19 protein-coding genes are annotated in these 21,099 nt (G+C 70.6%); 13 read left to right on the plus strand and 6 right to left on the minus strand.

Features of this window, described 5'->3' with window-relative positions:
* Positions 1-60: 60 nt before the first annotated feature.
* The 3 genes from araB to araA are packed head-to-tail and all read left to right on the plus strand — an operon-like array spanning position 61 to position 3,967.
* Positions 61-1,737: a ribulokinase gene (araB, locus tag DEIPI_RS33840; RefSeq protein ID WP_045234984.1), complete on the plus strand. Its 1,677-nt coding sequence runs from the start codon at positions 61-63 to the stop codon at positions 1,735-1,737.
* The gene (locus DEIPI_RS0122570; RefSeq protein ID WP_027483261.1) at positions 1,734-2,414 is read left to right on the plus strand and encodes an L-ribulose-5-phosphate 4-epimerase; all 681 of its coding nucleotides are present in this window, start codon (positions 1,734-1,736) and stop codon (positions 2,412-2,414) included. The genes araB and DEIPI_RS0122570 overlap by 4 nt, the downstream gene beginning before the upstream one ends.
* The gene (gene araA, locus DEIPI_RS0122575) at positions 2,411-3,967 is read left to right on the plus strand and encodes an L-arabinose isomerase (protein ID WP_045234985.1); all 1,557 of its coding nucleotides are present in this window, start codon (positions 2,411-2,413) and stop codon (positions 3,965-3,967) included. Before DEIPI_RS0122570 ends, araA begins: the two co-directional genes overlap by 4 nt.
* Positions 3,968-4,089: 122 nt before the next feature.
* On the opposite strand, the gene DEIPI_RS0122580 is transcribed toward araA, so the two are convergent.
* On the minus strand, positions 4,090-5,130 hold the full coding sequence (locus DEIPI_RS0122580; protein ID WP_027483263.1) for a substrate-binding domain-containing protein: 1,041 nt from the start codon (positions 5,128-5,130) through the stop codon (positions 4,090-4,092).
* A gap of 667 nt (positions 5,131-5,797) precedes the next feature.
* Positions 5,798-6,403, minus strand: a complete 606-nt coding sequence (locus DEIPI_RS33845; protein ID WP_045234986.1) for a PadR family transcriptional regulator — start codon at positions 6,401-6,403, stop codon at positions 5,798-5,800.
* 276 nt (positions 6,404-6,679) lie between these two features.
* On the opposite strand from DEIPI_RS33845, the gene DEIPI_RS0122590 reads away from it, so the two are divergent.
* From DEIPI_RS0122590 to DEIPI_RS0122625, 8 genes are all read left to right on the plus strand, one after another.
* On the plus strand, positions 6,680-7,111 hold the full coding sequence (locus DEIPI_RS0122590; protein WP_045234987.1) for a DUF3995 domain-containing protein: 432 nt from the start codon (positions 6,680-6,682) through the stop codon (positions 7,109-7,111).
* 256 nt (positions 7,112-7,367) lie between these two features.
* Positions 7,368-8,093, plus strand: a complete 726-nt coding sequence (locus DEIPI_RS33850; protein ID WP_052351940.1) for an SDR family oxidoreductase — start codon at positions 7,368-7,370, stop codon at positions 8,091-8,093.
* Entirely contained in the window at positions 8,090-8,527 is a 438-nt protein-coding gene (locus tag DEIPI_RS33855) for a hypothetical protein (RefSeq protein ID WP_211238344.1), read from the plus strand. Before DEIPI_RS33850 ends, DEIPI_RS33855 begins: the two co-directional genes overlap by 4 nt.
* Positions 8,528-9,025: 498 nt before the next feature.
* Positions 9,026-9,352, plus strand: coding sequence for an ArsR/SmtB family transcription factor (locus tag DEIPI_RS0122605; protein ID WP_027483265.1), 327 nt, complete (start codon positions 9,026-9,028; stop codon positions 9,350-9,352).
* Between the two features lie 9 nt (positions 9,353-9,361).
* Positions 9,362-9,823: an arsenate reductase ArsC gene (locus DEIPI_RS0122610; RefSeq protein WP_027483266.1), complete on the plus strand. Its 462-nt coding sequence runs from the start codon at positions 9,362-9,364 to the stop codon at positions 9,821-9,823.
* A 1-nt stretch (position 9,824) separates the two neighbouring features.
* Positions 9,825-10,082, plus strand: a complete 258-nt coding sequence (locus DEIPI_RS0122615) for an aquaporin (RefSeq protein ID WP_027483267.1) — start codon at positions 9,825-9,827, stop codon at positions 10,080-10,082.
* A gap of 1 nt (position 10,083) precedes the next feature.
* Positions 10,084-11,142 carry an ArsO family NAD(P)H-dependent flavin-containing monooxygenase gene (locus DEIPI_RS0122620; RefSeq protein WP_027483268.1) on the plus strand — a complete coding sequence of 353 codons (1,059 nt, stop codon included), beginning with the start codon at positions 10,084-10,086 and terminating at the stop codon, positions 11,140-11,142.
* 388 nt (positions 11,143-11,530) lie between these two features.
* Complete coding sequence (locus tag DEIPI_RS0122625) at positions 11,531-12,448, plus strand: hypothetical protein (RefSeq protein ID WP_027483269.1); 918 nt, start codon at positions 11,531-11,533, stop codon at positions 12,446-12,448.
* 276 nt (positions 12,449-12,724) lie between these two features.
* On the opposite strand, the gene DEIPI_RS0122630 is transcribed toward DEIPI_RS0122625, so the two are convergent.
* The 3 genes from DEIPI_RS0122630 to DEIPI_RS0122640 are packed head-to-tail and all read right to left on the minus strand — an operon-like array spanning position 12,725 to position 14,897.
* On the minus strand, positions 12,725-13,798 hold the full coding sequence (locus tag DEIPI_RS0122630) for an S-adenosylmethionine:tRNA ribosyltransferase-isomerase (protein WP_027483270.1): 1,074 nt from the start codon (positions 13,796-13,798) through the stop codon (positions 12,725-12,727).
* Positions 13,795-14,208: a VOC family protein gene (locus DEIPI_RS0122635; RefSeq protein WP_027483271.1), complete on the minus strand. Its 414-nt coding sequence runs from the start codon at positions 14,206-14,208 to the stop codon at positions 13,795-13,797. The genes DEIPI_RS0122630 and DEIPI_RS0122635 overlap by 4 nt, the downstream gene beginning before the upstream one ends.
* A complete protein-coding gene (locus DEIPI_RS0122640; protein WP_027483272.1) occupies positions 14,205-14,897 on the minus strand; it encodes an SDR family NAD(P)-dependent oxidoreductase in 693 nt (230 codons plus the stop codon). The genes DEIPI_RS0122635 and DEIPI_RS0122640 overlap by 4 nt, the downstream gene beginning before the upstream one ends.
* 168 nt (positions 14,898-15,065) lie before the next feature.
* Between DEIPI_RS0122640 and soxR the strand changes: the two genes are divergently transcribed.
* Entirely contained in the window at positions 15,066-15,518 is a 453-nt protein-coding gene (gene soxR, locus DEIPI_RS0122650) for a redox-sensitive transcriptional activator SoxR (protein WP_027483273.1), read from the plus strand.
* 443 nt (positions 15,519-15,961) lie between these two features.
* On the opposite strand, the gene DEIPI_RS0122655 is transcribed toward soxR, so the two are convergent.
* Positions 15,962-16,900, minus strand: a complete 939-nt coding sequence (locus tag DEIPI_RS0122655; protein ID WP_245588628.1) for an ABC transporter substrate-binding protein — start codon at positions 16,898-16,900, stop codon at positions 15,962-15,964.
* Positions 16,901-17,213: 313 nt separating this feature from the next.
* Here DEIPI_RS0122655 and DEIPI_RS0122660 point away from each other — a divergent pair, with 313 nt between their 5' ends.
* The gene (locus tag DEIPI_RS0122660; RefSeq protein WP_027483275.1) at positions 17,214-20,657 is read left to right on the plus strand and encodes an ATP-binding protein; all 3,444 of its coding nucleotides are present in this window, start codon (positions 17,214-17,216) and stop codon (positions 20,655-20,657) included.
* The last annotated feature ends 442 nt before the right edge of the window (positions 20,658-21,099 follow it).

Consider the following 21,099-nt stretch of genomic DNA (forward strand, 5'->3'; position numbering starts at 1 on the left):
CCACACCGCCCGGAAGCACGAGAACGGCGTCCAGCCGATCCTTCTCCACGAGGAGCAACCATGAGTGAGCTCTACACCATCGGCGTCGACTTCGGAACGCTCTCGGGACGAGCCGTCCTGATTCGAACGCGAGACGGCCAGCACATCGCGAGCGCGGTTCACCCCTACGCCCACGCCGTCATGACCGAACAGCTGCCCGGCAGCCCGGTCCCTCTCCCGCCGGAGTGGGCACTTCAGCATCCACAGGACTACCTCGACGTCCTGAGCAACACCATCCCGCATCTGCTGAGCAGCGGCATCCCGACGGATCGGATCGTCGGGATCGGGATCGACTTCACGGCCTGCACGGTCCTCCCCACCACCCGCGACGGCACCCCACTCTGCTTCCTCCCCGAGTACGAACACGAACCCCACGCGTACGTGAAGCTCTGGAAACACCACGCCGCTCAGCCACAGGCGAACCGGATCAACGCGCTCGCCGAATCGCGTCGGGAGCCCTGGCTGGCCCGCTACGGAGGCAAGATCTCCAGCGAGTGGGCGATCGCGAAATCACTCCAGATGCTCGAGGAGGCGCCGCACATCTACGGCGCGGCCGCCCGCATCATCGAAGCCGCGGACTGGGTCGTCTGGCAACTCTGCGGTCAGGAGACCCGCAACATCTGCACCGCCGGTTACAAGGCCCTCTACCAGGACGGCCGCTACCCCGACGCCGACTTCTTCGCCGCGCTCCACCCCGACTTCGCCGACGTCATCGACCGGAAGTTCTCCCGCGACCTGTCCCCGCTCGGAAGTCAGGCCGGAACCCTCACCGACCACGCCGCGCGGCTCACCGGCCTCCGGCCCGGCATCGCCGTGGCCGTCGGAAACGTCGACGCGCACGTCACCGCGCCCGCCGTCGGCGCCATCCACCCGGGCCAGCTCGTCGCCATCATGGGCACCTCCACCTGCCACGTCATGAACGGCGACACCCTCGCGAACGTCCCGGGAATGTGCGGCGTCGTCCACGGCGGCATCACCCCCGACGCGTACGGCTACGAAGCCGGTCAGAGCGGCGTGGGCGACCTCTTCGCCTGGTTCGTGCAGAACGCCGTGCCCGCCGAGTACCACGCCCTGGCGCGAGAACGCGGCTGCAGCCTGCACGAGCTCCTCACCGACCTCGGCAGGAACCAGCACGTCGGAGAGCACGGTCTGCTCGCCCTGGACTGGTTGAACGGCAACCGCTCCGTCCTCGTCGACGCGGACCTCAGCGGAATGATCCTCGGCCTCACGCTCGCCACCCGCCCGGAGGACATCTACAGGGCGCTCGTCGAAGCCACCGCCTTCGGCGCCCGCGTCATCGTCGAAGCGTTCGAGGACTCCGGCGTCCCCGTCCACGACTTCATCGCCGCGGGCGGCCTGACCAGGAACACCACGTTGATGCAGATCTACGCGGACGTGCTCGGAAAGCCGATCGGCGTCTCCGACAGCCCCGAGGCGCCCGCCCTCGGCAGCGCCATGCACGCGGCGGTCGCCGCGGGCGTCCACCCGGACATCCACACCGCCGCCGCACACATGAGCAAGGTCCGGAAGCACGCCTTCCTCCCGGACTCCAGACGTCACGCCCTGTACTCGCGTCTGTACGGCGAGTACAGGAGGCTGCACGACCTGTTCGGTCGCGCCCTCCCCACCATGAAGGTCCTCAGGAGCATGCGCGACGAGGCGCACAGCGCCCAACCATCCCGGCAGGTGCCGGCATGACCTGCCCCGACCTTCGCGCGGAGCTGACGCGACTGCACCTGGAGCTGCCCAGGAACGGCCTGGTCACCTGGACGAGCGGGAACATCAGCGCCCGTCACGGCGAGCTGATGGTCATCAAGCCCAGCGGCGTGACCTTCGAGGACCTCACCCCGGACAGCATGGTCGTCACCGACCTTCACGCCAACGTCGTGGAAGGGGCCTTCAGTCCCTCCTCGGACACCGCCACGCACGCGTACATCTACCGGCACCTGCCCCACGTGGGCGGCATCGTCCACACCCACAGCCCCTACGCGACCGCCTGGGCCGCGAACGCCCGCGAGATTCCCTGCGTCCTGACCGCCATGGCCGACGAGTTCGGCGGCCCCATTCCCTGCGGGGAGTTCGCCCTGATCGGCGGGGAGGAGATCGGTGCGGAGGTCGTCCGAGTCCTGAGAGGGCACCGCAGCCCCGCCATCATCCTCAAGAACCACGGGGTGTTCACCATCGGTTCCACCCCACGCGCCGCCCTGAAAGCCGCCGTGATGTGCGAGGACGTCGCGCGCACCGTCTTCCTCGCCTGCCAGCTGGGCAACGTCCAGCGCATCGCACAGGAGCACATCGACCGACTGTACGACCGGTACCAGGGCGTCTACGGACAACGGCCCGGCACGCTCACCCCCGGGAAAGGAACAGCATGACCACCTTCGTCACCCGAACGGACTCCGCACTTCAGCCCTCGCGCCCCGCGAACCTCGCCCCGGCCGAGGTGTGGTTCGTGTGCGGCTCGCAGCACCTCTACGGTCCCGAGGCGCTCGAGCAGGTCGCCGGGCACGCCCGCGTCATCGGACAGGCCCTCGCCGACAGCCCGCTCATCCCGCTCGACATCGTCACCAAGGGCGTGCTCACCACGCCCGAGGACATCCGCCGCCTCTGCCGCGAGGCCGACAGCGACCCGCGCTGCGCCGGCCTGATCCTCTGGATGCACACCTTCTCCCCGTCGAAGATGTGGATCGGCGGGCTCAGCGCCCTCAGGAAGCCCTTCGCGCACCTGCACACCCAGTTCGACCGCGAACTGCCCTGGGCGACGCTCGACATGGACTACATGAACCTCAACCAGTCCGCGCACGGCGACCGCGAGGCGGGCTTCCTGCACACGAGGCTCCGCCTCGAACGCAAGGTGGTCGTCGGGCACTGGTCGGACCCGGAAGTTCAGGCGCGGCTCGGCACCTGGGCGCGCGCCGCGTGGGCGTGGCACGACCTTCAGGGTGCCCGGTTCGCCCGGTTCGGCGACAACATGCGTGACGTCGCCGTCACCGAGGGCGACAAGGTCTCCGCGGAGATGCGCTTCGGCTTCGCCGTGAACGCCTTCCCCGTCGGGGAGCTCGCCGCGCGCGTGAACGCCGTGACCGAGACGCAGGTCGACGCGCTCGTCGACACGTACCTCCGTGAGTACACGGTCGCACCCGACCTGCATCCCGGGGGTGAACGTCACGCCTCGATGCGGGACGCCGCCCGCATCGAGGCGGGCCTGCGCGGCTTCCTGGAGGAAGGCGGATTCAGGGGCTTCACCGACAACTTCCAGGACCTGCACGGCCTCAGCCAGCTGCCGGGCATCGCCACTCAGCGCCTCATGGCCGAAGGGTACGGCTTCGGCGGTGAGGGCGACTGGAAAACCGCGGCGCTCGTCCGCGCGATGAAGGTCATGGCGTACGGTCTGCCGGGCGGCACGTCCTTCATGGAGGACTACACCTATCACCTCGAACCGGGCCGGCATCAGGTGCTGGGCGCGCACATGCTCGAAGTCTGCCCGACCATCGCGGCGGGCACTCCCCGTGTCGAGGTGCACCCGCTGGGCATCGGCGGCAGGGAAGACCCCGTGCGGCTGGTCTTCGACGCGCGGCACGGCCCCGCCGTCAACGCTTCGCTGGTGGATCTCGGCAACCGCTTCCGGCTGATCGTGAGTGAAGTGACGGCCGTACCGCACCCGGACCTGCCCATGCTGCCCGTCGCGCGCGCCGTGTGGGAATGCCTGCCGGACTTCAAGACGGCCAGCGCCGCGTGGATTCACGCGGGGGGCGCGCACCACACCGGCTACAGCTCTGCCCTCACCAGCGAACACCTCGAGGATTTTGCCGCGATCGCGGCGGTGGAGCTCGCCGTCATCGATTCGGGCACCACGCTGCGTGAGTTCCGGCAGAACCTTCGCCTGAGCGACCTGTATTACGTGCTCGCGCAGGGTCTCAGGAACTGACGAGGCACGCGCGAGCAGGGGGCGCCGCTCTTCATGGACGCCCCCGCGAACCGAAACGACGAGGCGGGCCGCAGAGCGTATTGCGGCCCGCCTCGCACGCGGAAGATGTCAGGCTCCGCGGTTCAGGATCGGCGTCCCCGTCGATCGGTGCTCGAGGGCGCGGCGGTGCTCGCCCGGACGATCAGTTGTGGTTTGAGCACGCGGGGTGGCCGGGTGTCCGAGCCCGGCGTCTCGATGGTCTCGAGCAGGGCGGTGAGGCTCTCGACACCGAGCGCGGCGAAATCCTGACGGACGGTGGTGAGGGGCGGATGGAAGAAGCGGCTTTCGGGAATGTCGTCGAAGCCGACGACGGACACCTGGTCGGGTACGGAGATGCCCCGCTCGTGCAGGGCCCAGAGGGCGCCGAGCGCCATCTGATCGTTGCCGACGAGCAGCCCGGTGAAGGACACGCGACTGGCGAGGAGTTCCTGGGTGAGGGCGAAGCCGCTGGCGGGCGTCCAGTCACCCTCCATCGCGGCGACGGGCGTGAGGTCGGCTTCGGTGAGCGTGGCCTGCCACCCCTCGACGCGCAGGCGCGCGTCGTGCCAGCGGCGTGGTCCGCTGATCCAGGCGACGCGTTGGTGGCCGAGGGTCAGGAGGTGGTCGGCGCCGAGCCGGCCGCCTTCGAGCTGGTCGATGCTGGCGCCGGGCGCGGCGCTCACCGCGGGCGTGTCGATCAGGGCGAAGGGGACGCCGCGGCAGAACTCGCGCACCCGGTCGATGTCGAGGCCCTGCATGGGGACGATCAGCAGGATCCCGTCGACGAAGTGTTTGCGCAGTTCCTCGATGGCGCGTTCGATTTCGCGTTCGTTGAGTTCTGGCGCGCTGGCGAACGCGATGCTGTATCCCCGGGCGCGGGCGGCCTGCTCGACGTTGGCGAGCATCTGCGCGGGGCCATAGAAGCTCAGGCCGAAGCTGACGACGCCGATGGTCGCCGAGCGTTGGCTCGAGAGGGTGCGGGCCGCGCGGTTGGGCTGGTAGTCGAGTTCGCGCATGACGCGGAGGACCTTCTCACGAGTGGTGCGCGCGACGTTCGGGTGTTCGTTCATCACCCGCGAGACGGTCTGATGGGACACGCCGGCTCGTGCGGCGACATCGGTGATTGTTGCACGAGTTGCTGACATCTCTGACCTCAGGAACGACTTGCTGACGGACGGATGAGGAAGTGCCGCGGGTGGTTCGGGTGGGCCTTGGCCACCCGTCGCGCCGGAGGATCCGCTCGATACGCGTGACCGGCGAAGCGGTGCAGGACGTGCCGGGAATGGTGGGTCAAGAGGTCCCTCCCATTTCATAGTAGTGGCCCGTCCGGTGCCGGCGTGCAGGAGACGTCCGCAGTGCGGAGCGGACGGAGTGGCGAACACGTCGGCGCCGGGGGTCCGTGGTGCTCGTACGGTCTTCGTCGATCGGCATCTCCATGCGGGGACCGTGCTGCTGACGTCGAGCGGCTCGTGGTCTGCCGGTGAGGGTGGAGGACAGCGGTGCGTGAGTTGGCAGTGAATGATTGTTATCGATCACATCCTAGCGGGGAGAAGTCGCCGGAGTCAAGAAAAAGTGACTTCAAGTCGAGTGGAAGAGCCGGCCCGGCCCTCGAAAGTAGAACAGGGGAGAGCACGGCCCTGTGATCGGTAACACGAATCCGTCGTCGTCCGGGGAGCTCCCTCGCCGCTGAAGCGGGCGCACGTACGGCAGGCTTAGCTCGCGCCGAGCATGACGAGGTGCGCCCCACGAGAGGAGCGCGAGTGCCGTGAGGCTCGCCTGCCAGGGCGGTGCCCGCGGTGTCGGCACGAGACCTCACGACGGGGGCATTGGCAGCGACCGGAGCTGCGCTTCGGTGAGTGGCGTCTGGGCTTCGAGTAACCGCGCGACCCACAGGCACCAGCTCCTCGCTTCCCGGGCGATGCTCACCCCCCGCTGAGCCGCGACGTACGCCGCGAATTCCGGGGTGTCCACGCGCGTCAACGCCTCGCTCGCGTGGTCGGTCAGGTCGTCCACGTAGGTCTGACAGACGGCCTCGCGGGCGCGGTGCTCCTCGGCGTGCTCGCGCAGCATCCTCGCCGCCTCGACCCGATCGGCCAGCCACAGCGAGTAGGCCTTCAGGGTCAGTTCGTCCCGGTAGGTCGGGAAGGTCAGCGGCTCGACCAGCCACGTCCGGAGCGTTTCCCTTCCCCTGGGTGTGAGCGTGTAGACCTTCTTGGCGGGACGGTCACGCTGGTCCACCACCTCGTGTTCGACGAGGCCTTCTTCCTCCAGCCGGGCGAGCTGAGGGTAGATCTGGCTGTGGTTCGCCGCCCAGAAGAAGCCCACGGGCCGCCGCAGGTTCTGGGCGAGGTCGTAGCCGGATCTGCTTTCCCGCGCCAGCAGGCCGAGGAGCACGTACCCGAGCGCCGTGACGTTCATGTCCCCACTCTCCCAGATCGACCCGCCCTGTTGCTATGTATAGAATGACATATGTTACGGTGTACATAAACGTTGGAAAGGGGTTCCCATGCAAAGATCGAGGCATCCCGAGGCGCCGGGAGACAGGACCACCGAGAGGACCGACGACGCAGCGGACGGCGTCGAGAGGGTCAGCGCACACGACCCCTCCGCTCGCGCCCCGGGGGAAGAAACGCCCGTGACGCGCGACACGCTCCCCGCGTCGCCATCACGGGCGACTCCACGGGCGCACGCGGCATGAGCGGACCTCCCACGCTGCCAGCGCTCGTCGCGGCCATCCTGTTCCTCCTGGGCGCCCTGCACGTGTACTGGGCCTGGGGCGGCGCGCGGGGCGTCGGCACCGTGATCCCCACGACGACGGATGGAGGACGGCCGTTCCGCCCGGGACGCCTGGCCACCCTGCTGGTGGCGGGCGCCCTGCTCCTCGCCGGCGTGGTCACGCTCGCCGCCGGCGAGGTGACGGCGCTCCCCGTGCCGCGTGCCTGGGTGCGCGGCGCCACCTGGGCCCTGAGCGCGGTGTTCGCGTTGCGCGCCCTGGGAGACTTCCGGTACGTCGGCGTGTCCAAGCGGGTGAAGACCACGCCGTTCAGCGTGTGGGACACGCGACTGTTCACGCCGCTGTGCGCCACGCTCGCGCTCGGTCTGACCTGGATCGCCAGCAGAGCGTGACGTCCCGGACGAAGTCCGTCGCATCACTCCCACTGCGGGCGGCGAACCGGACCACCTTCCCTCCGTGTCGCCCCTCCCGCTCGCGACCGCCTCACGCCTTCAAGGAGACCGCCATGTCACGCCCGGACGCCTCACGCCTGAACCCCCATCCACTCGCAACGCTGGAGGTGTCCTCCGCATGCGTGTGCTAGTCACCGGCGGCACGGGCGTCCTGGGAGGCGCCGTCGTTCGCCGACTCTAGACGCGAGGCGCGACCGTGCGCGTCCTCACCCGCCGTCACCCCGAAGGGGACGGCGACGTCGAATGGGCGCAGGGCGACCTGAGCGACGGAACCGGCTTGGCGGCGGCGCTCGAGGACGTGGACGTCGTGCTCCACGCCGCCACGACCCCTCGACAACCAGAACGTGATCTCGCAGGCGCCCGGCACCTGCTCCGCAGCGCGCGGCAGGCCGGGGTCGGGCACGTCCTCTACGTCAGCATCGTCGGCATCGACGCCCTCGGCTTCTACGACTACTACGCCGCGAAACTCGCGGTCGAGCGTGAGCTGATCGCGAGCGGCCTTCCGTACTCGATCCAGCGGGCCACGCAGTTCCACGAGTTCGTCGCGTACCTCCTGGGCCTGCTCGGACGAGGCCCCCTGCTCCTGCTTCCCCCTGGAATCACCCTGCAACCGATGGACGCCCAGGACCTCGCGGAACGGCTGGCACACGCGGCCCTCCAGCCGCCCGCCGGGCGTCTGCCCGACCTGGCCGGCCCCGAGATCCGTTCTCTGGACAGCCTCGCCCGGGACTGGCTCCGCGCGACGGGAAACCGGAAGGTGACGCTGTCCGTCCCGCTGCCCATCCCGATGTTCAGGGCCATGCGGGGAGGACACGTCACGTCACCGACCGCCCTGCGGGTCGGCCGGACCTGGCAGGCCTGGCTCGACGAGCACGCCTCGCAGCCCAACGGGTACGCTCGGCGTCCCGCCGGGCCACGGTGAGCGCCCGTCCTGACCGCCGGACCTCGTGGGCGCTGGCCTATCTGAGCGTCACGTCGGCGGTGACGGGCGCCTGGGCGCAGTTCGCCCCCCGCGGATTCTACGACCGGTTCCCCGGCTTGGGGACCTGGGTCGCGGGTGACGGCCCGTACAACGAGCACCTGATCCGAGACGTCGGCGGGCTCAACCTCAGTCTGGCCCTGCTGGCGCTCCTCGCCCTCACCGCGCCGGGGCTGATCTCGGCCCGCGTGGTCGGGCTCGCCGCGCTGGTCTACGGGGTGCCGCACCTGACCTATCACCTGCTCCATCTGCACACCCTGCCGACGTTGCTGGATCGGGTGGGGAGCCTCGTCGGGTTGACGGGCGCGGTCGTCGTGCCTCTCCTTCTGCTGCCCGATCCCGCCGGAACGGGGCACAGGGGGCAGCGAAGAGCCTGAACGGTCGAGGTGGCTCTGACGGACGGTCAACGCACGAGGACCGCGTCAGGAGGAGAAGTCCATCCGCGCATGGACCGGTACCCAACGGGTGAAGGACCCACGGGTATGTGCACAAGATCCGACGTACACGCCACCCGATTGGTTGAGCGGGCGAGCTCCCGCGTTCCCGACCGAGGACATCACGATCCGGACGCGATACGGGAACACGCACGCGCTGCTGCTCGGCCCGCAGGACGCGCCACCCGCTGGTCGTCGCGGCCGAGCGGGACGTGCTGTTCCGGGGCGCAGGGGTGCTCGTGAGAGCGGCGGAACTGCTGCCGCGAGCGCCCGAGAGGCCGCTGCTCCCGGGTGGTCACGTGCCGGACGAGGCGGGACACCGGCACGTTAGCCGGACCCTTTCGACGAGGGCGGCCGGTCGCGTCTTTTCCGAGAACGTGCGTTCGCGGCCGACCGGACGATGTGCACGGCTTCACACCGCAGAAGCATACAATTGGGTCGATGACTGTCCTCGCGCCCGCCGAACCTCGTACCCTGACCGTCCTCAAGGCGCTCGCGAACGACCTGCGGTTCGACATGATCCGTATCCTCGCGCGCGGCGAGCGATGCGTCTGCGACCTCGAAGCCGCCCTGGACCTCCCGCAGAGCAAGGTTTCCTATCACCTCGGCGTGCTGCGCGACGCCGGACTGGTGGCGAGCGAGCCCCGGGGGCGCAACGCGTACTACCGCCTCCTGCCCGAACCCATGTACGGGCTCGGCGGAGACGTCCTGCGCGAGGTGTACCTGACGGAACTCCCCGAGAAGCATCAATTCTGTTCGCTGTGTTAGCGTGACCGCATGACCCGCGTGCTGATCCTCTGCACCCACAACAGCGCCCGCAGCCAGATGGGCGAGGGCCTCCTGCGCCGCCTCGCGCGGGAGCACGACCTCACCCTCGAAGTGCACAGCGCCGGCACCGAAGCCACCCGCGTCAAGCCCCAGGCGGTCGAGGTGATGGCCGAGCTCGGCGTCGACCTCTCCGCGCACACCAGCAAGAAGGTCCTCGACGTCCCGGACCCCTGGGCGTTCGACTACGTCATCACCGTCTGCGACAGCGCCGCCGAGAACTGCCCCAGCTACCCCGCCAGGACGACGAGACTCCACTACCCCTTCACGGACCCGAGCGGCGGCAGTCACGACCGCTGGCGCGAGGTGCGTGACCAGATGAAGCGTCAGCTCGAAGCCTTCGTCCTCGCCCTGAGGAACGGGCAGGACGCGCCGGAAAGCTACGAGCAGACCCCCATCGTCGCCGCCTCCTGACATGACCGCCCTCCGCACGACCCTCGCTCCGCGAGCGCTCGCCGGCGAACTCCTCGGCACGTACGCCCGGATCGCCCGCGCGCACATCAACCCCGCCGCGACCCTCGCCCTCGTCCTCGTCCTCGCCGGACGCTTCCCCGCCCGCCTGGCCGTCGGGTACGTCCTCGCGCCGGTCGTGGGTTCGGCCCTCGCCGTCCTCACGAGCCGGCCGCGGTCCGCCACGCCCGGAACGCGCGCGTTCCCGCCGGACGGCGCCTGACGTGGACGCGCTCGACGTCGTCGTGATCGGCGCGGGGCAGGCGGGCCTCGCCGTGGGCCGCGAACTCGCGCGCGCGGACCTCGGGTCCGTCGTCCTCGACGCTCAGGACGGTCCTGGCGGCGCGTGGCGTCACGGGTGGGACTCCCTGCGGCTCTTTTCCCCCGCGAAGTGGAGCTCGCTGCCGGGCGTGCCGATGCCCGGCGGTGAGGACACGTACCCCGCGCGGGACGAGGTGATCGCGTATCTCGCCGCGTACGAGGAGCGGTACGGTCTGGACGTGCGTCGTCCCGTCCGGGTGGAGGCCGTGGAGCGTGACGGCGAGGCGCTGCGCGTGACCACCGACCGAGGCGCGTGGCGTGCGGGCGCGGTGGTGAGCGCGACGGGTACCTGGGACGCGCCGATCGTCCCGGACCTGCCGGGCCGTGAGAATTTTCGCGGGGTGCAACTGCATTCCTCCCGGTACCGTTCGCCGGGCGCGTTCGCGGGGAAGCGCGTCGTGGTGGTCGGCGGGGGCAATTCCGGCGCGCAGATCCTCGCGGAGGTGTCGATGGTGGCGCACGCCTCCTGGGCGACGCTGACCCCGCCCGCGTTCCTGCCGGACGACGTGGACGGGCGGGCGCTGTTCGACGTGGCGACGAGGCGGTACCGGGCCGAGCAGGCGGGCGAGGCGTTCCGGGCTCCGTCCCTGGGGAACGTGGTGATGGTGCCGGGCGTCAGGGAGGCCCGCGAGCGGGGCGTGCTGCGCGCGAGGGCGATGTTCACGCGCATGACCCCTTCGGGCGTGGTGTGGCCGGACGGGCAGGAGGAGGCCGTGGACGCGGTGATCTGGTGCACGGGCTTCCGACCGGCGCTCTCTCACCTGCGGCCCCTCGGGGTGCTGGACACCGACGGTCGCGTCCGCGTGGACGGTACGCGTTCGGTGCTCGAACCCCGGTTGTGGCTGGTGGGGTACGGGCAGTGGACGGGCTTCGCGAGCGCGACGCTGATCGGCGTGGGCCGCGGCGCCAGGGCGACCGCCCAGGAGATCCGCGCGGCCCTCGGGGCGGGGAGCGAGGGTTGAGTCGTCCCTCGCGGCGCAGCATCTCCGTCGTCGACGCGCGGAAGCCGTGCGCCCCGCACGAGCGGGCGCGTCGGCGGTGGCACCGAGCGAGGGGCTGAGGTCCCCGCGGGCCGGCGCCCGGTCGAGCAGGACGAGGCCGGCGCCCGCGACGACGAAGCCATCCGACGAGACCACGACGACACGAGCGCACCCGCCCGCCGCATCATGAGAGCCGCCGCATGGCCGCCCGCCTTCCCTGACGCCCTGCCCTACCCCCCGGCAAAGCGCCGGAGGCGCGTGGAGGAATCCCGACCCTTCCCAACGTGTCTCCACGTTCGGTTCGACGGCGCGGCTAATCCGCTCGTCGCCCTGCCGCCTCAACTCCCGCCGCGCCCTCTAGAGTCGAGGCATGCCCGAACTCGACCTCATCGCCGCCGCCCGGCACCTCGGCGGATCGACCGCGGACGTGACGAGCGCCGCCGCGCTCCCGATCGATCCTGGCGTATCACGCGTCGACGTGCGGCGCTGGCACGTGACGTTCGAAGATGGACGCGAGGTGCGGCTCGTGATCAAACCGTGCGGCCTCACCGAACGCCGGACCCTCCACGCGCTGCGCGACCTGCACGCCGTGCCGCGTACGTTCATCCCCGACCTCACGACCGACGACACGCAGGACGTCGCCCTGCTCGACGCGGGAGAGACCCCGCTCGGCTGGGACCTCGACGCCAAACGGCGCGCCGCGCTCGCCTTCAGTGAAGTCCACGCCCGGCACTTCGGACGCGGCGACGACCTTGCCTGGCTGCCCCCCGTGGACGCGGTGTACCTGGAGGACTTCATCGTGCGGACCTGCTGGGCGGGCGCCTGGACGCGGGCGCTCGATCACGCGGAGTTCATGCGGCGCCACGCCGGGTGGGTGGACGCGGTCGAAGCGTCGGCGTCGCATCTGACCCGGGACGTGCTGAAGTTCGAGGGGTGGAGTGAAACGCGTACCCTCGCGCACACGGACGTGTACCACGGGCACGTCCTCGAGCGGGACGGACGGGCGCTGATCATCGACTGGGGGCAGGCACGCTACGCGTCGTTGTTCCTGGATCTCGGGGACACGTTCGACAGCCCGGAAGCGGCAGGGGTGTACCGCTCGGCACTCGCGGCGCGTGGGATTGACCTCTCCGACGAGGTGTTCGAGGCGGGTCGTCGTGTCGCTCGACGGTTCGCCGGCGTCCGGTACGTGTGGTGGTGGCTGGAGGCGTGGCAGCGCGACCCTCAGGGGTGGGTGGACGAGGGCCTGGAGCGCATGTTGCGGATGGCCGCCGGCGTCGGGCCATGACGGTCGATCCGGAAGCCCAGCAGGTCACCACGTCCACCTCACCCGCCGGGCGTCGTGAGTGCACGTCCGGAACGGGAACGTTCGCCGCGTGCGGCCGCGCTGCCAGGGTGGCTGGTCGGAACGCTTCCGCTCCGGAGACGTGTCGCTCGACGGTGAAGGTCCCCGGTGTATCGGCCGGCCTGACCTGTGCTTCCATGAACACCAGGGCTCGCGCTTGCCGTCACGCCCGCCGTCCGCGGATCGCCGCCCTGAGCGTCTTGTGGAGCGCCGGGACGCTCAGGGCAGGATGAGGTGCAGATCGCCGAACTCGTGCCAGAGGTATCGCTCGCTCAGCGCGGCATGATAGGCGACCCGCAGGTGTTCGGGGTTGGCGAGCGCGGCGAGCATCAGCAGGTGGCTCGCGCGTGGTTCGTGCCAGCCGGTCAGCAGACCGTGTACGGCGCGGACGCCCGTGTCGGGCGTGACGATCCGGCGGGTCCAGCCTTCGCCGGGGTGGGTGACGCCGCGGGTGTCGGTGACGCTTTCGAGCGCGCGGACGACGGTCGTGCCGACCGCGATGACCCGTCCGCCCGCCCGCCGGGTGGCGTTGACGCGCTCGGCGGTGCGTTCGGGGACGCGGTAGTACTCCTCGTAGGGGGGTTCGTGATCCTCCTGGGAGGACACGCCGGTGTGCAGCAGCAGGGGAGCGACGTGCACGCCGCGCGTGACGAGCCGCACGAGCAGTTCGGGGGTGAAGGCGCGGCCCGCGGAGGGCATCTCGGCGCTGCCGGGTTCGGTGGCGTACACCGTCTGGTACGTCGAGAGGGGCCAGTCGTGCGTCACGTACCCGTACCGGATGGGCCGACCGTGCCGCTGGAGGTAGGGGTGGAGGGCGAGCGGGAGGTGCAGCGTGGCGATCCAGAGTCTCGTGGGGCGCTCCGCGCGGAGTGTGGTGCGGTCCGTGACGTAGGGCGCGAGGAGGGTGCAGCGGCCACCGCCGGGCAGGTTCAGCACTTCCCCGGCGTGTCCGTCGCGGCAGGGCAGGGTGGCGTTCGCGTCGGGGACGCGGAGCTCCACCATCCAGAGGTCGGCGGGCAGGTGGGTGCTGAGGTGGACGTGGACGCTCGTGCCGTTCTCGCGGGTGGCGTTCAGGGCGGCGGGGAGCGTGCCGGAGGTGTTGATGACCAGCAGGTCGCCCTCGTGCAGGACGTCGGGCAGGTCGCGGAAGCGGCGGTGGGAGACGTGGTCGTCGTGCACGCGTGAGATCAGCAGACGCACCTCGTCGCGGGCGAGACCGCGCGCCTCGGGCGGTTCGTGGGCTTCGAGGTCCGGGGGCAGGGTGAAGTCGAGGGTGCGGGCGGCGGCGGTCATGGCCGCTCCGGGAGGGTGGCGGGGTCGAAGAGGGTGAGGTGCAGCCCGGCGTGCGTGAGGCGCTGGTTGAGCCCCCAGGGCGTGCGGACGGGCTCGTGCAGGGAACGCGCTCCGGCGCCGCGCAGGTCGCGCGAGGCCGTGGGGACGTCGTCGACGCGGAAGGCGAGACGGACGGTCCCTGAGCGCTGCCCGGCGGCCTCGACGTCGTCGAGGCGTTCGGCCTGCAGGACGTCGATGACCTCGATGGTGGCGGAGCCCGCGGCGAGGACGACGCCCCGGCCGTTCGGGTCGTTCCAGGTGTCGAGGACGTGCAGGCCGAGGCCCTCCTGGAGGAGCCGAACGGTGGCGTCGAGGTCGCTCGCGGTGAGGACCACGCGGGTTTCGTGGACGGAGGGTGCGTCGGCGTTCACGAGGTGACCTTCGTGAGGTCGCGGGCGACGTAGCGTCCGCTGGGGGCGTGTCCGAGCAGGAGGTGGAGCAGACCGGGCACGCTCGCCTCGGGTGGGGGGCGGTCGCTGATGTCCTCGCCGGGGAAGGCCTCCTGGTGCATGCGGGTGTTCATGTCGCCCGGGTCGACGCTGTAGACGCGGAGGTCGGGGTGTTCGGCGGCGAGGGTGCGGCTGAGGTGGTCGAGCGCGGCCTTGCTGGCGCCGTACCCGCCCCAGCCTTCGTAGGCTTCCACGGCCGCGTCGGAGCTCAGGTTGAGGATGCGCGCGCCGGGCGTGAGGTGCGGCAGGGCGAGCTGGACGAGACGCAGGGGCGCGAGGACGTTGACGTCGAACACGCGGCGCAGCGCTTCGGTGGGGGAGTGGGCGAGGGTGGGGCGGGGGGTGGGGCCGAGGGTGCTGGCGTTGTTGACGAGCGCGTCGATGCGTCCGTATCGAGCGGCGGCTTCGATGAGGGCGCTCGCGTGGGCGTCGTCGCTGACGTCGCCGCTCAGGGCGGTGACGTCGGCGCCGGCGCCGAGGGTGAGGCGGGCGAGTTCGAGGTCCCGGGCGGTTCGCGCGGTGAGGGTGAGGGTCCAGCCCTGGAGGTGGAGGGCCTGGGCGAGGGCGAGGCCGAGACCGCGGGAGGCGCCGGTGATGAGGGCGTTGGGCATGTGGGGTCCTTTCAGGATGTGGCGGGGGTGGGGGACGTCGTGAACGCGGAGCGGGGCGGGTCGGGGTGGCCGTCGGGGTGTGGGACTCTGTGTGGGAGCCTGGTGGGGCGTGTCATGACCGCACTCTAAAACCTCAAGTATTGTTAAGGTCAAGACCGGAGGGATCCCATGACCGAACGCCCGCACGACCTCACCCCCGCACAGACCGCCCAGCGAAGCGGCCTCACCGTCTCCGCCCTGCACTTCTACGAACGTCAGGGCCTCATCCGCAGCGCCCGCACGGGCGGCAACCAGCGCCGCTACACCCGCGACACGCTCCGCCGTCTCGCCTTCATCCGCGCCGCGCAACGCGTCGGCGTCCCCCTGGCCGACATCAAACGCGCCCTCGACGGCCTGCCCGCCGCGCGCACCCCCACCGCCGAGGACTGGCGCCGCCTCTCGCAGACCTGGCAGGCCGAACTCGACGCCCGCATCGCCACCCTCACGCGACTGCGCGACGACCTCGCGGGCTGTATCGGCTGCGGCTGCCTCTCCCTCACGTCCTGCGGGCTGTACAACCACGACGACCACCAGGGCCGCGCACGCCCCGGCACGAACAAGCTGCTGCCTCACCCACACTGACCGCCTCCAGCGCCATGCACGCCACCAACAACGGTCGGGACCTGCTGGGCGACGACCTCCCGCCCGAAAGCTTCGGCCAGCTCGCCGCGCGCAGGGATCAGACGTCCTGCGATCATTCGACGCCGGCCTTCGCGACGGTGACGGCGCACAGCGCGCCGCCGGGCTTCGTGGACGGTCAGACCGTGCGTGGCCGCCCGGTGGATCTCGCGGTGCTCCCGGACGGGTGGATGTTGCTCACGGACGACTCGAACGGCGTCATCCACCCTTTCACGTACGACCGGTGGTTCGTCGCGCTCCGGGCGGGAGGACGTGCACCTGCGCCTCGAGCTCGGTCGTCCGCGTCATGCTCGTCCTCCTGTCGGCAGGGGAGGGGCGCGTTGCTCGTCGAGGTGCCGGATGGGTGCGGTGCGTCTGCTGCGGCGAACCGGTCCGTCGCACGGACGCTAGCGCTCGGCAAGGGTCCGCAGCAGTTGCCGTTCGATCAGCTCGGCCGCGATGGGACCGCGCAGACGCCGGAACAGGTGGTAGTCGAAGAAGTACACCCGTCCGGCCCTGCTGGCGGGCAGCCGGGACGCGAGCGCACTGGCGGTCCAGTCCGCCCGGGCGCGTGTGGGAGTGTTGTTGCCCGACGCGAGCACCACGATCGCGTCGGCGTTCATCGCGCCGAGGCCTTCGACGCCCACGGTGGCGTCACGTTTGTTCGCGTCGATCACGTGGAGACCGAGGTCCTCGAGGAGCCCGCCGGTCCAGTCGCCACTGTCGCTGATGTTGAAGAGGTTGCGGCCGTCGCCACCGCCAGTCCAGACGACCAGCACCTTCTTGTCGCCCATGACCTTCGAGAGCTTCTGTCGGGTGTCGGTGACGCCCTGCTGGTACCGCTTGAGAACCGCCGCGTAGTTCTTCTCACGGTCGGTGGCTCTGGCGATGAGGGGCAGGGTGCGTTGCCACTCGTCGCGGTCGGTGCCCTTGAACAGCAGCGTGGGGGCGATCCGCGTGAGCTGCGGGTAGGCTTCCGACGCGTAGTTCTCTCCGACGATCAGGTCCGGCTTGAGGGTCATGAGGATCTCGAGGTTGGGGTGGTAGCGGTCGCCGACGTTGGTGGGGACGGTGGTGACGCGGCTCCCGAGGTACTTGATGTTGCGGATGGGTGAGCCGAAGGCGGGCGTGGCGAGGTAGGTGGACGCCTCGCCGTACCCGACGGGTTGAATGCCGAGGGAGAGCAGCAGGTCGAGGGCGTGCGGGCCGAGCGCGACGATCCGGGTGGGTTTTTTGGGGAGGGTGGCGGTGCCGAGGTCGTGGGTGATGGTGACGGGGTAACTGGTGGCGGCGGCGATGGTGGTGAGGGCGAGGAGCAGGGTGGTGAGCAGCGGTCGGATGGGCATGGTTCTCCTTGAGCGCGGCGGGCGCGTGGCGTCCTGCCGGACGTCTGCGGGAACTCTCGCAGACTTAAATCCGACTGTCAAGCTCGGAATAAGGTGATTCGATCAACCGAACCCGAACCGGCATCCCGAGGCGCGCTCGCACTCCGAGGTGGATCGGAGCACCGCGGCGACCGAGGCCTTCGTGCCGAGTCCGGTCCGAACCGAACACAACCTCCTCTCGGGCGCTCCTTTCCTTGAGCGCGGAGCCTCGGTCCTATACTGGTGGGGTCGTCAGCCCCGTCCGTCCCGTGCAGGGTTCCCCACAGGAGCGCGTATGACCATCCTCGCGCTGCGCTTCCTCGGTCCGGCCGTCGTGACCTCCGGTGACCACACCATCACCTTCCCGACCCGCAAAACCCTGGCGCTCCTCGCGTACCTCGTGGAGCAGGAGGGGCCGCACTTCCGCGAGCGGCTCGGGACGCTCCTGTGGCCCGACGTGGACACCACGTCGGGACTCACCTCGCTGCGCAAGTGCCTCACGTATCTCCGGCGCGCCTTCCCCGACGGGCAGGGGGAGCGGCTGCTCCTCGCAGATCGCAGCACCGTGGCGTTCGTGCCGCCCGGCGCGTTCACCCTCGACACCCAGCGCCTGGCGAGCAGTGTGGACGCCGCCCCGGATGACGTGGACCTCGCGGACGCGCGGGCCGTCACGGGCCTGTACCGCGGTCCGTTCCTCGACGGCCTGTACCTCCCGGACGCGCCGCAGTTCGAAGCGTGGCTGGACGTCCAGCGTGAACTGTACGCGAGGCGGCAACGGGCATTGCTCACACGGCTCAGCCGGCGACTGGCGGCCGTGGGCCGACTTCAGGAGGCCCTCGAGGTGGCTCTCCGCTGGCTCACACTGGATGACCTCGACGGCGGCGCGTATCAACAGGTGATGGACCTGCGCCTTCGACTGGGTCAGCCGGACGAGGCGCTGGAGACGTACCGCGTCTGCGAGCGAGTCTTCGAGCGGGAACTGCACGTCGGCCCGCCCCTCGCGTTGCGTGCTCTGGCCGAGCAGGCGACACGAACCCTCACCCGCCGGGTCGTTCCGCGTGAAGTCGAACACGTTCCTCTGTTCGTCGGGCGAGACGTGGAGCTCGAGAACCTCCGACAGACCTACGACGACGTGGCACGGGGCGGCGCGCGGGTCCTGCTGGTCCACGGTGAGTCGGGCATCGGGAAGACCCGTCTCGTGGGAGAGTTCGTCTCGTGGGCCCAGCGTCACGGCGCGCACGTGTGGACGTTGCGGACCCGACCGACCGGAGGCCTCCCCCTCCAGCCGGTGTTCGACCTCATCCAGGCGGAGGTCGCGCGTGACCCCGACACCTCGGGGCTCACGTGCTGGACGACCGGCGGGACCGGCGACTCCACGGGTCCCCTGGAGCGGGCGCGACGCCGGTCCCTGATGACCGACGAATTCCGACGTTGGGGGGCGGTCCATCTGCGGCGCGCGCCGCTGGTGGTCGTCCTCGACGACGCCCACTGGGCGGACGTGGGCACGCTGGAGCTTCTGCACACCTGCCTGCTGGCGTGGAGGGACCAACGGGTGCTCGCGCTCGTCACGGCTCGCCGCGAGGACCGCAGGCTCTGGGCTCGCGTGACCGACTGGACAGCACGGCTGGAGGGAATACCGGTCACGACGACATTCCTGGGTCCGCTCTCCCGGGACGGCGTGCGCGGCTGGACCGCCGCGCTCGCCGCGAAGGACCACGCCAGCGTGACGCCGGATCAGGTGGCGGCCGTCCTCGCGCCGCACGACGACGGGCACCCACTGCTGATCGTGCACGCGCTCTCCACGCTCGGTGAGCGGGGCTGGCGGATCGACGGCGACGCCGCGCTGCGTGACCTGCTGCGAGGGTCGGCACGCGACGTGCTGCAAAGACGGCTGGACGGCCTCTCGGAGGGCGCGGTGAGTGTCGCGCGCGCCCTGAGCGTCGTGGAGCGTCTCGACGAGCCCGCGCTGCTCCCGGGCCTCGTTGATCTCCCGGAGGCCGTCGTGCTCGGCGCGCTGGACGACCTCACGAACGCGAACGTCGTGATCGCGCACGAGGACGGTGGTCTGCGCTTCTCGCACGACTGGTTCCGGGAGGCCGCGTACCGGAACATGACGGACCTGCACCGTCAGGTGTACCACCGCAGAGCGCTCACCGCGCTGACCGGGTCCGCCACGCCGGGCGTGCTCGCACATCACGCTCGGCTGGCGGGTCCGGCGTGCCTGCCGGAGGCCGTGCGGCTGGGGCTGGACGCGGGGGCGCTCGCGACGCGGCAGGGCGCCCCGCGTGAAGCGCTGCGGCAGTTGACGTCGGTGGAGCGGCTCCTCAGGACCCGGCCTTCCACGCACGTCGATGAGGCGTCGCGCCTCAGGCTCCTCGCCGAGATCGGCGACGCGCACTTCGTCCTGGGTGACCTCGAGGGCGCGAAGCGCGCGTTCGTGAGGTTGCGCCTGATGTCCCGACGCACCCGCCACCGTGACTGGGAGGCGCGCGCCGCGCTCGCACTGGGTCGACTGCTCGTCACTCAGGGATATCCTGATCGGGCGCGGGTCTGGTACGACCTGGCCGGGAGGCGTTCGGTTGCCGGGACCGACGCGGTCGGAGGGGTCGAGACCGAACGCGGCCTCGCGGACGTCGAAGCGGACCTCGGTCACCCACGCGAAGCGGCACGGCACGCCGAGCGGGCCCTACACCTCGCGAAGGAAGCCGCGTCACCGTCGCTGACCATGCAGGTGCACGCCCTGCACGCCTTTCTCGCGTGGACCTCCAACCGTCCCCAGGACGCGAGACGGCACGCGGACGCGGCGCGTCGTCTCGCGGTGAGGCTGCACGACCACGTGACCGAAGCGCGCAGCACCTGGGTGATCGGGATGTCGCTGGCGCACCTCGGGCAGTTCGACGTCGCGGCGACGCAGTTGCGGCAGGGACTGGCGCGCTGCGTCGAGCTGGGCGTGTGGACGCAGGCGCGTCCCATGGCGAACGTGCTGAGCGCGGTGCTGCGCGCGCAGGGTGAGCTGGGTGAAGCGAGACGCGTGCTGGAGCGCGTCTCGACCGTCGCGGACAAGCATCCGCCCAACCTGTGGTGGGGCTTCCTGAATCTCGGCGCGGTATGCCTGGAGATGGGCGATCTCGTGAGCGCGAGGCGCGCGTTCGCCGCGCTCGACGACGTCCAGGCCCGGTACTTCGGGTCGAGCGCGTCGGTGGCGGTGTCCCTGGACGAGGCCGCGTCGTGGCGATGCGCGCTGGCGCTGGAGGTGGGCGAGTCGGAGGGCGCGTACCGCTTCGCGTCGGAGGCGCGGTCGCTTCGACCCGCGTGGCGTGCGGTGCGTCCCTGGGAGGTCATGACCCTCTGCCTGCGCGGCGACCTTCGGGACGCCACGACCTGCGTGGGCGTCACGACCGACCCCGAAAGGCTCGATGTCGAGGAACGGGTGCTGCTCGGGTGGTCGCGGGTGATCGTGCACGCGTATGCGGGTCGTCCCGAGTCGGCATGGGCCGCGCTGCTGGACGCGAAGGCACGTGCCGAGCGGGTCGGCGCGGTCGGCTGGGCCGCGCGGCTCCTGCTCGATGGGGTTCGTGTCTTCGAGCAGACCGGTGACGCTTCGCTCGCGGCGCGCTGCCGTGACGAGGCGGCGCCCCTGCTGGAGCGGATCGTCTCGTCGTTGGACGACGTGACCTGGCGCGGCGGGTATCTCGCCGCCCTGAAGCGTCGAGGTGTGGTCGTCGAGCGGTTCCCATGATCGGCGCGGCTGTCACGTGCTCGTCACGGGGTTGGAACGGCCCCTTCGTACCCTCTTCTTGTCGCTGGTCGCGGGGAAAGCACACGACGACCCGGCGGCAGGAGGTCGCTGATGCGCACCGGAGGTACAGTCGTCGCCGTTCTGCTGCTCGTACACCTGGGTTCCGTCTCGCCGACGAGCGCCGCCGCGCCCACAAGGTCACTGGGCGTGGACCCCGTTCGACTGAACGACACGCGGCACTTCCCCAAACTGTCGACACGCTCACCGGCCGCGGGACGACCGGTGTCGGTCGCGACCTGCGTCACGGCTGGTCCTGGGCCGCGTGTCCTTCGGGACGCCGTCTGGCTGAACGACCGACGCCATTTTGCCGACCTGCGGGTCCCGCGCTGCACGGTGCCGAACGCATCGAAGGGAGTGCGCTGATCTCGACCGATCTCGACGC

It is taken from the genome of Deinococcus pimensis DSM 21231, from assembly GCF_000519345.1.
GTDB classification, from domain to species: Bacteria; Deinococcota; Deinococci; order Deinococcales; family Deinococcaceae; genus Deinococcus_A; species Deinococcus_A pimensis.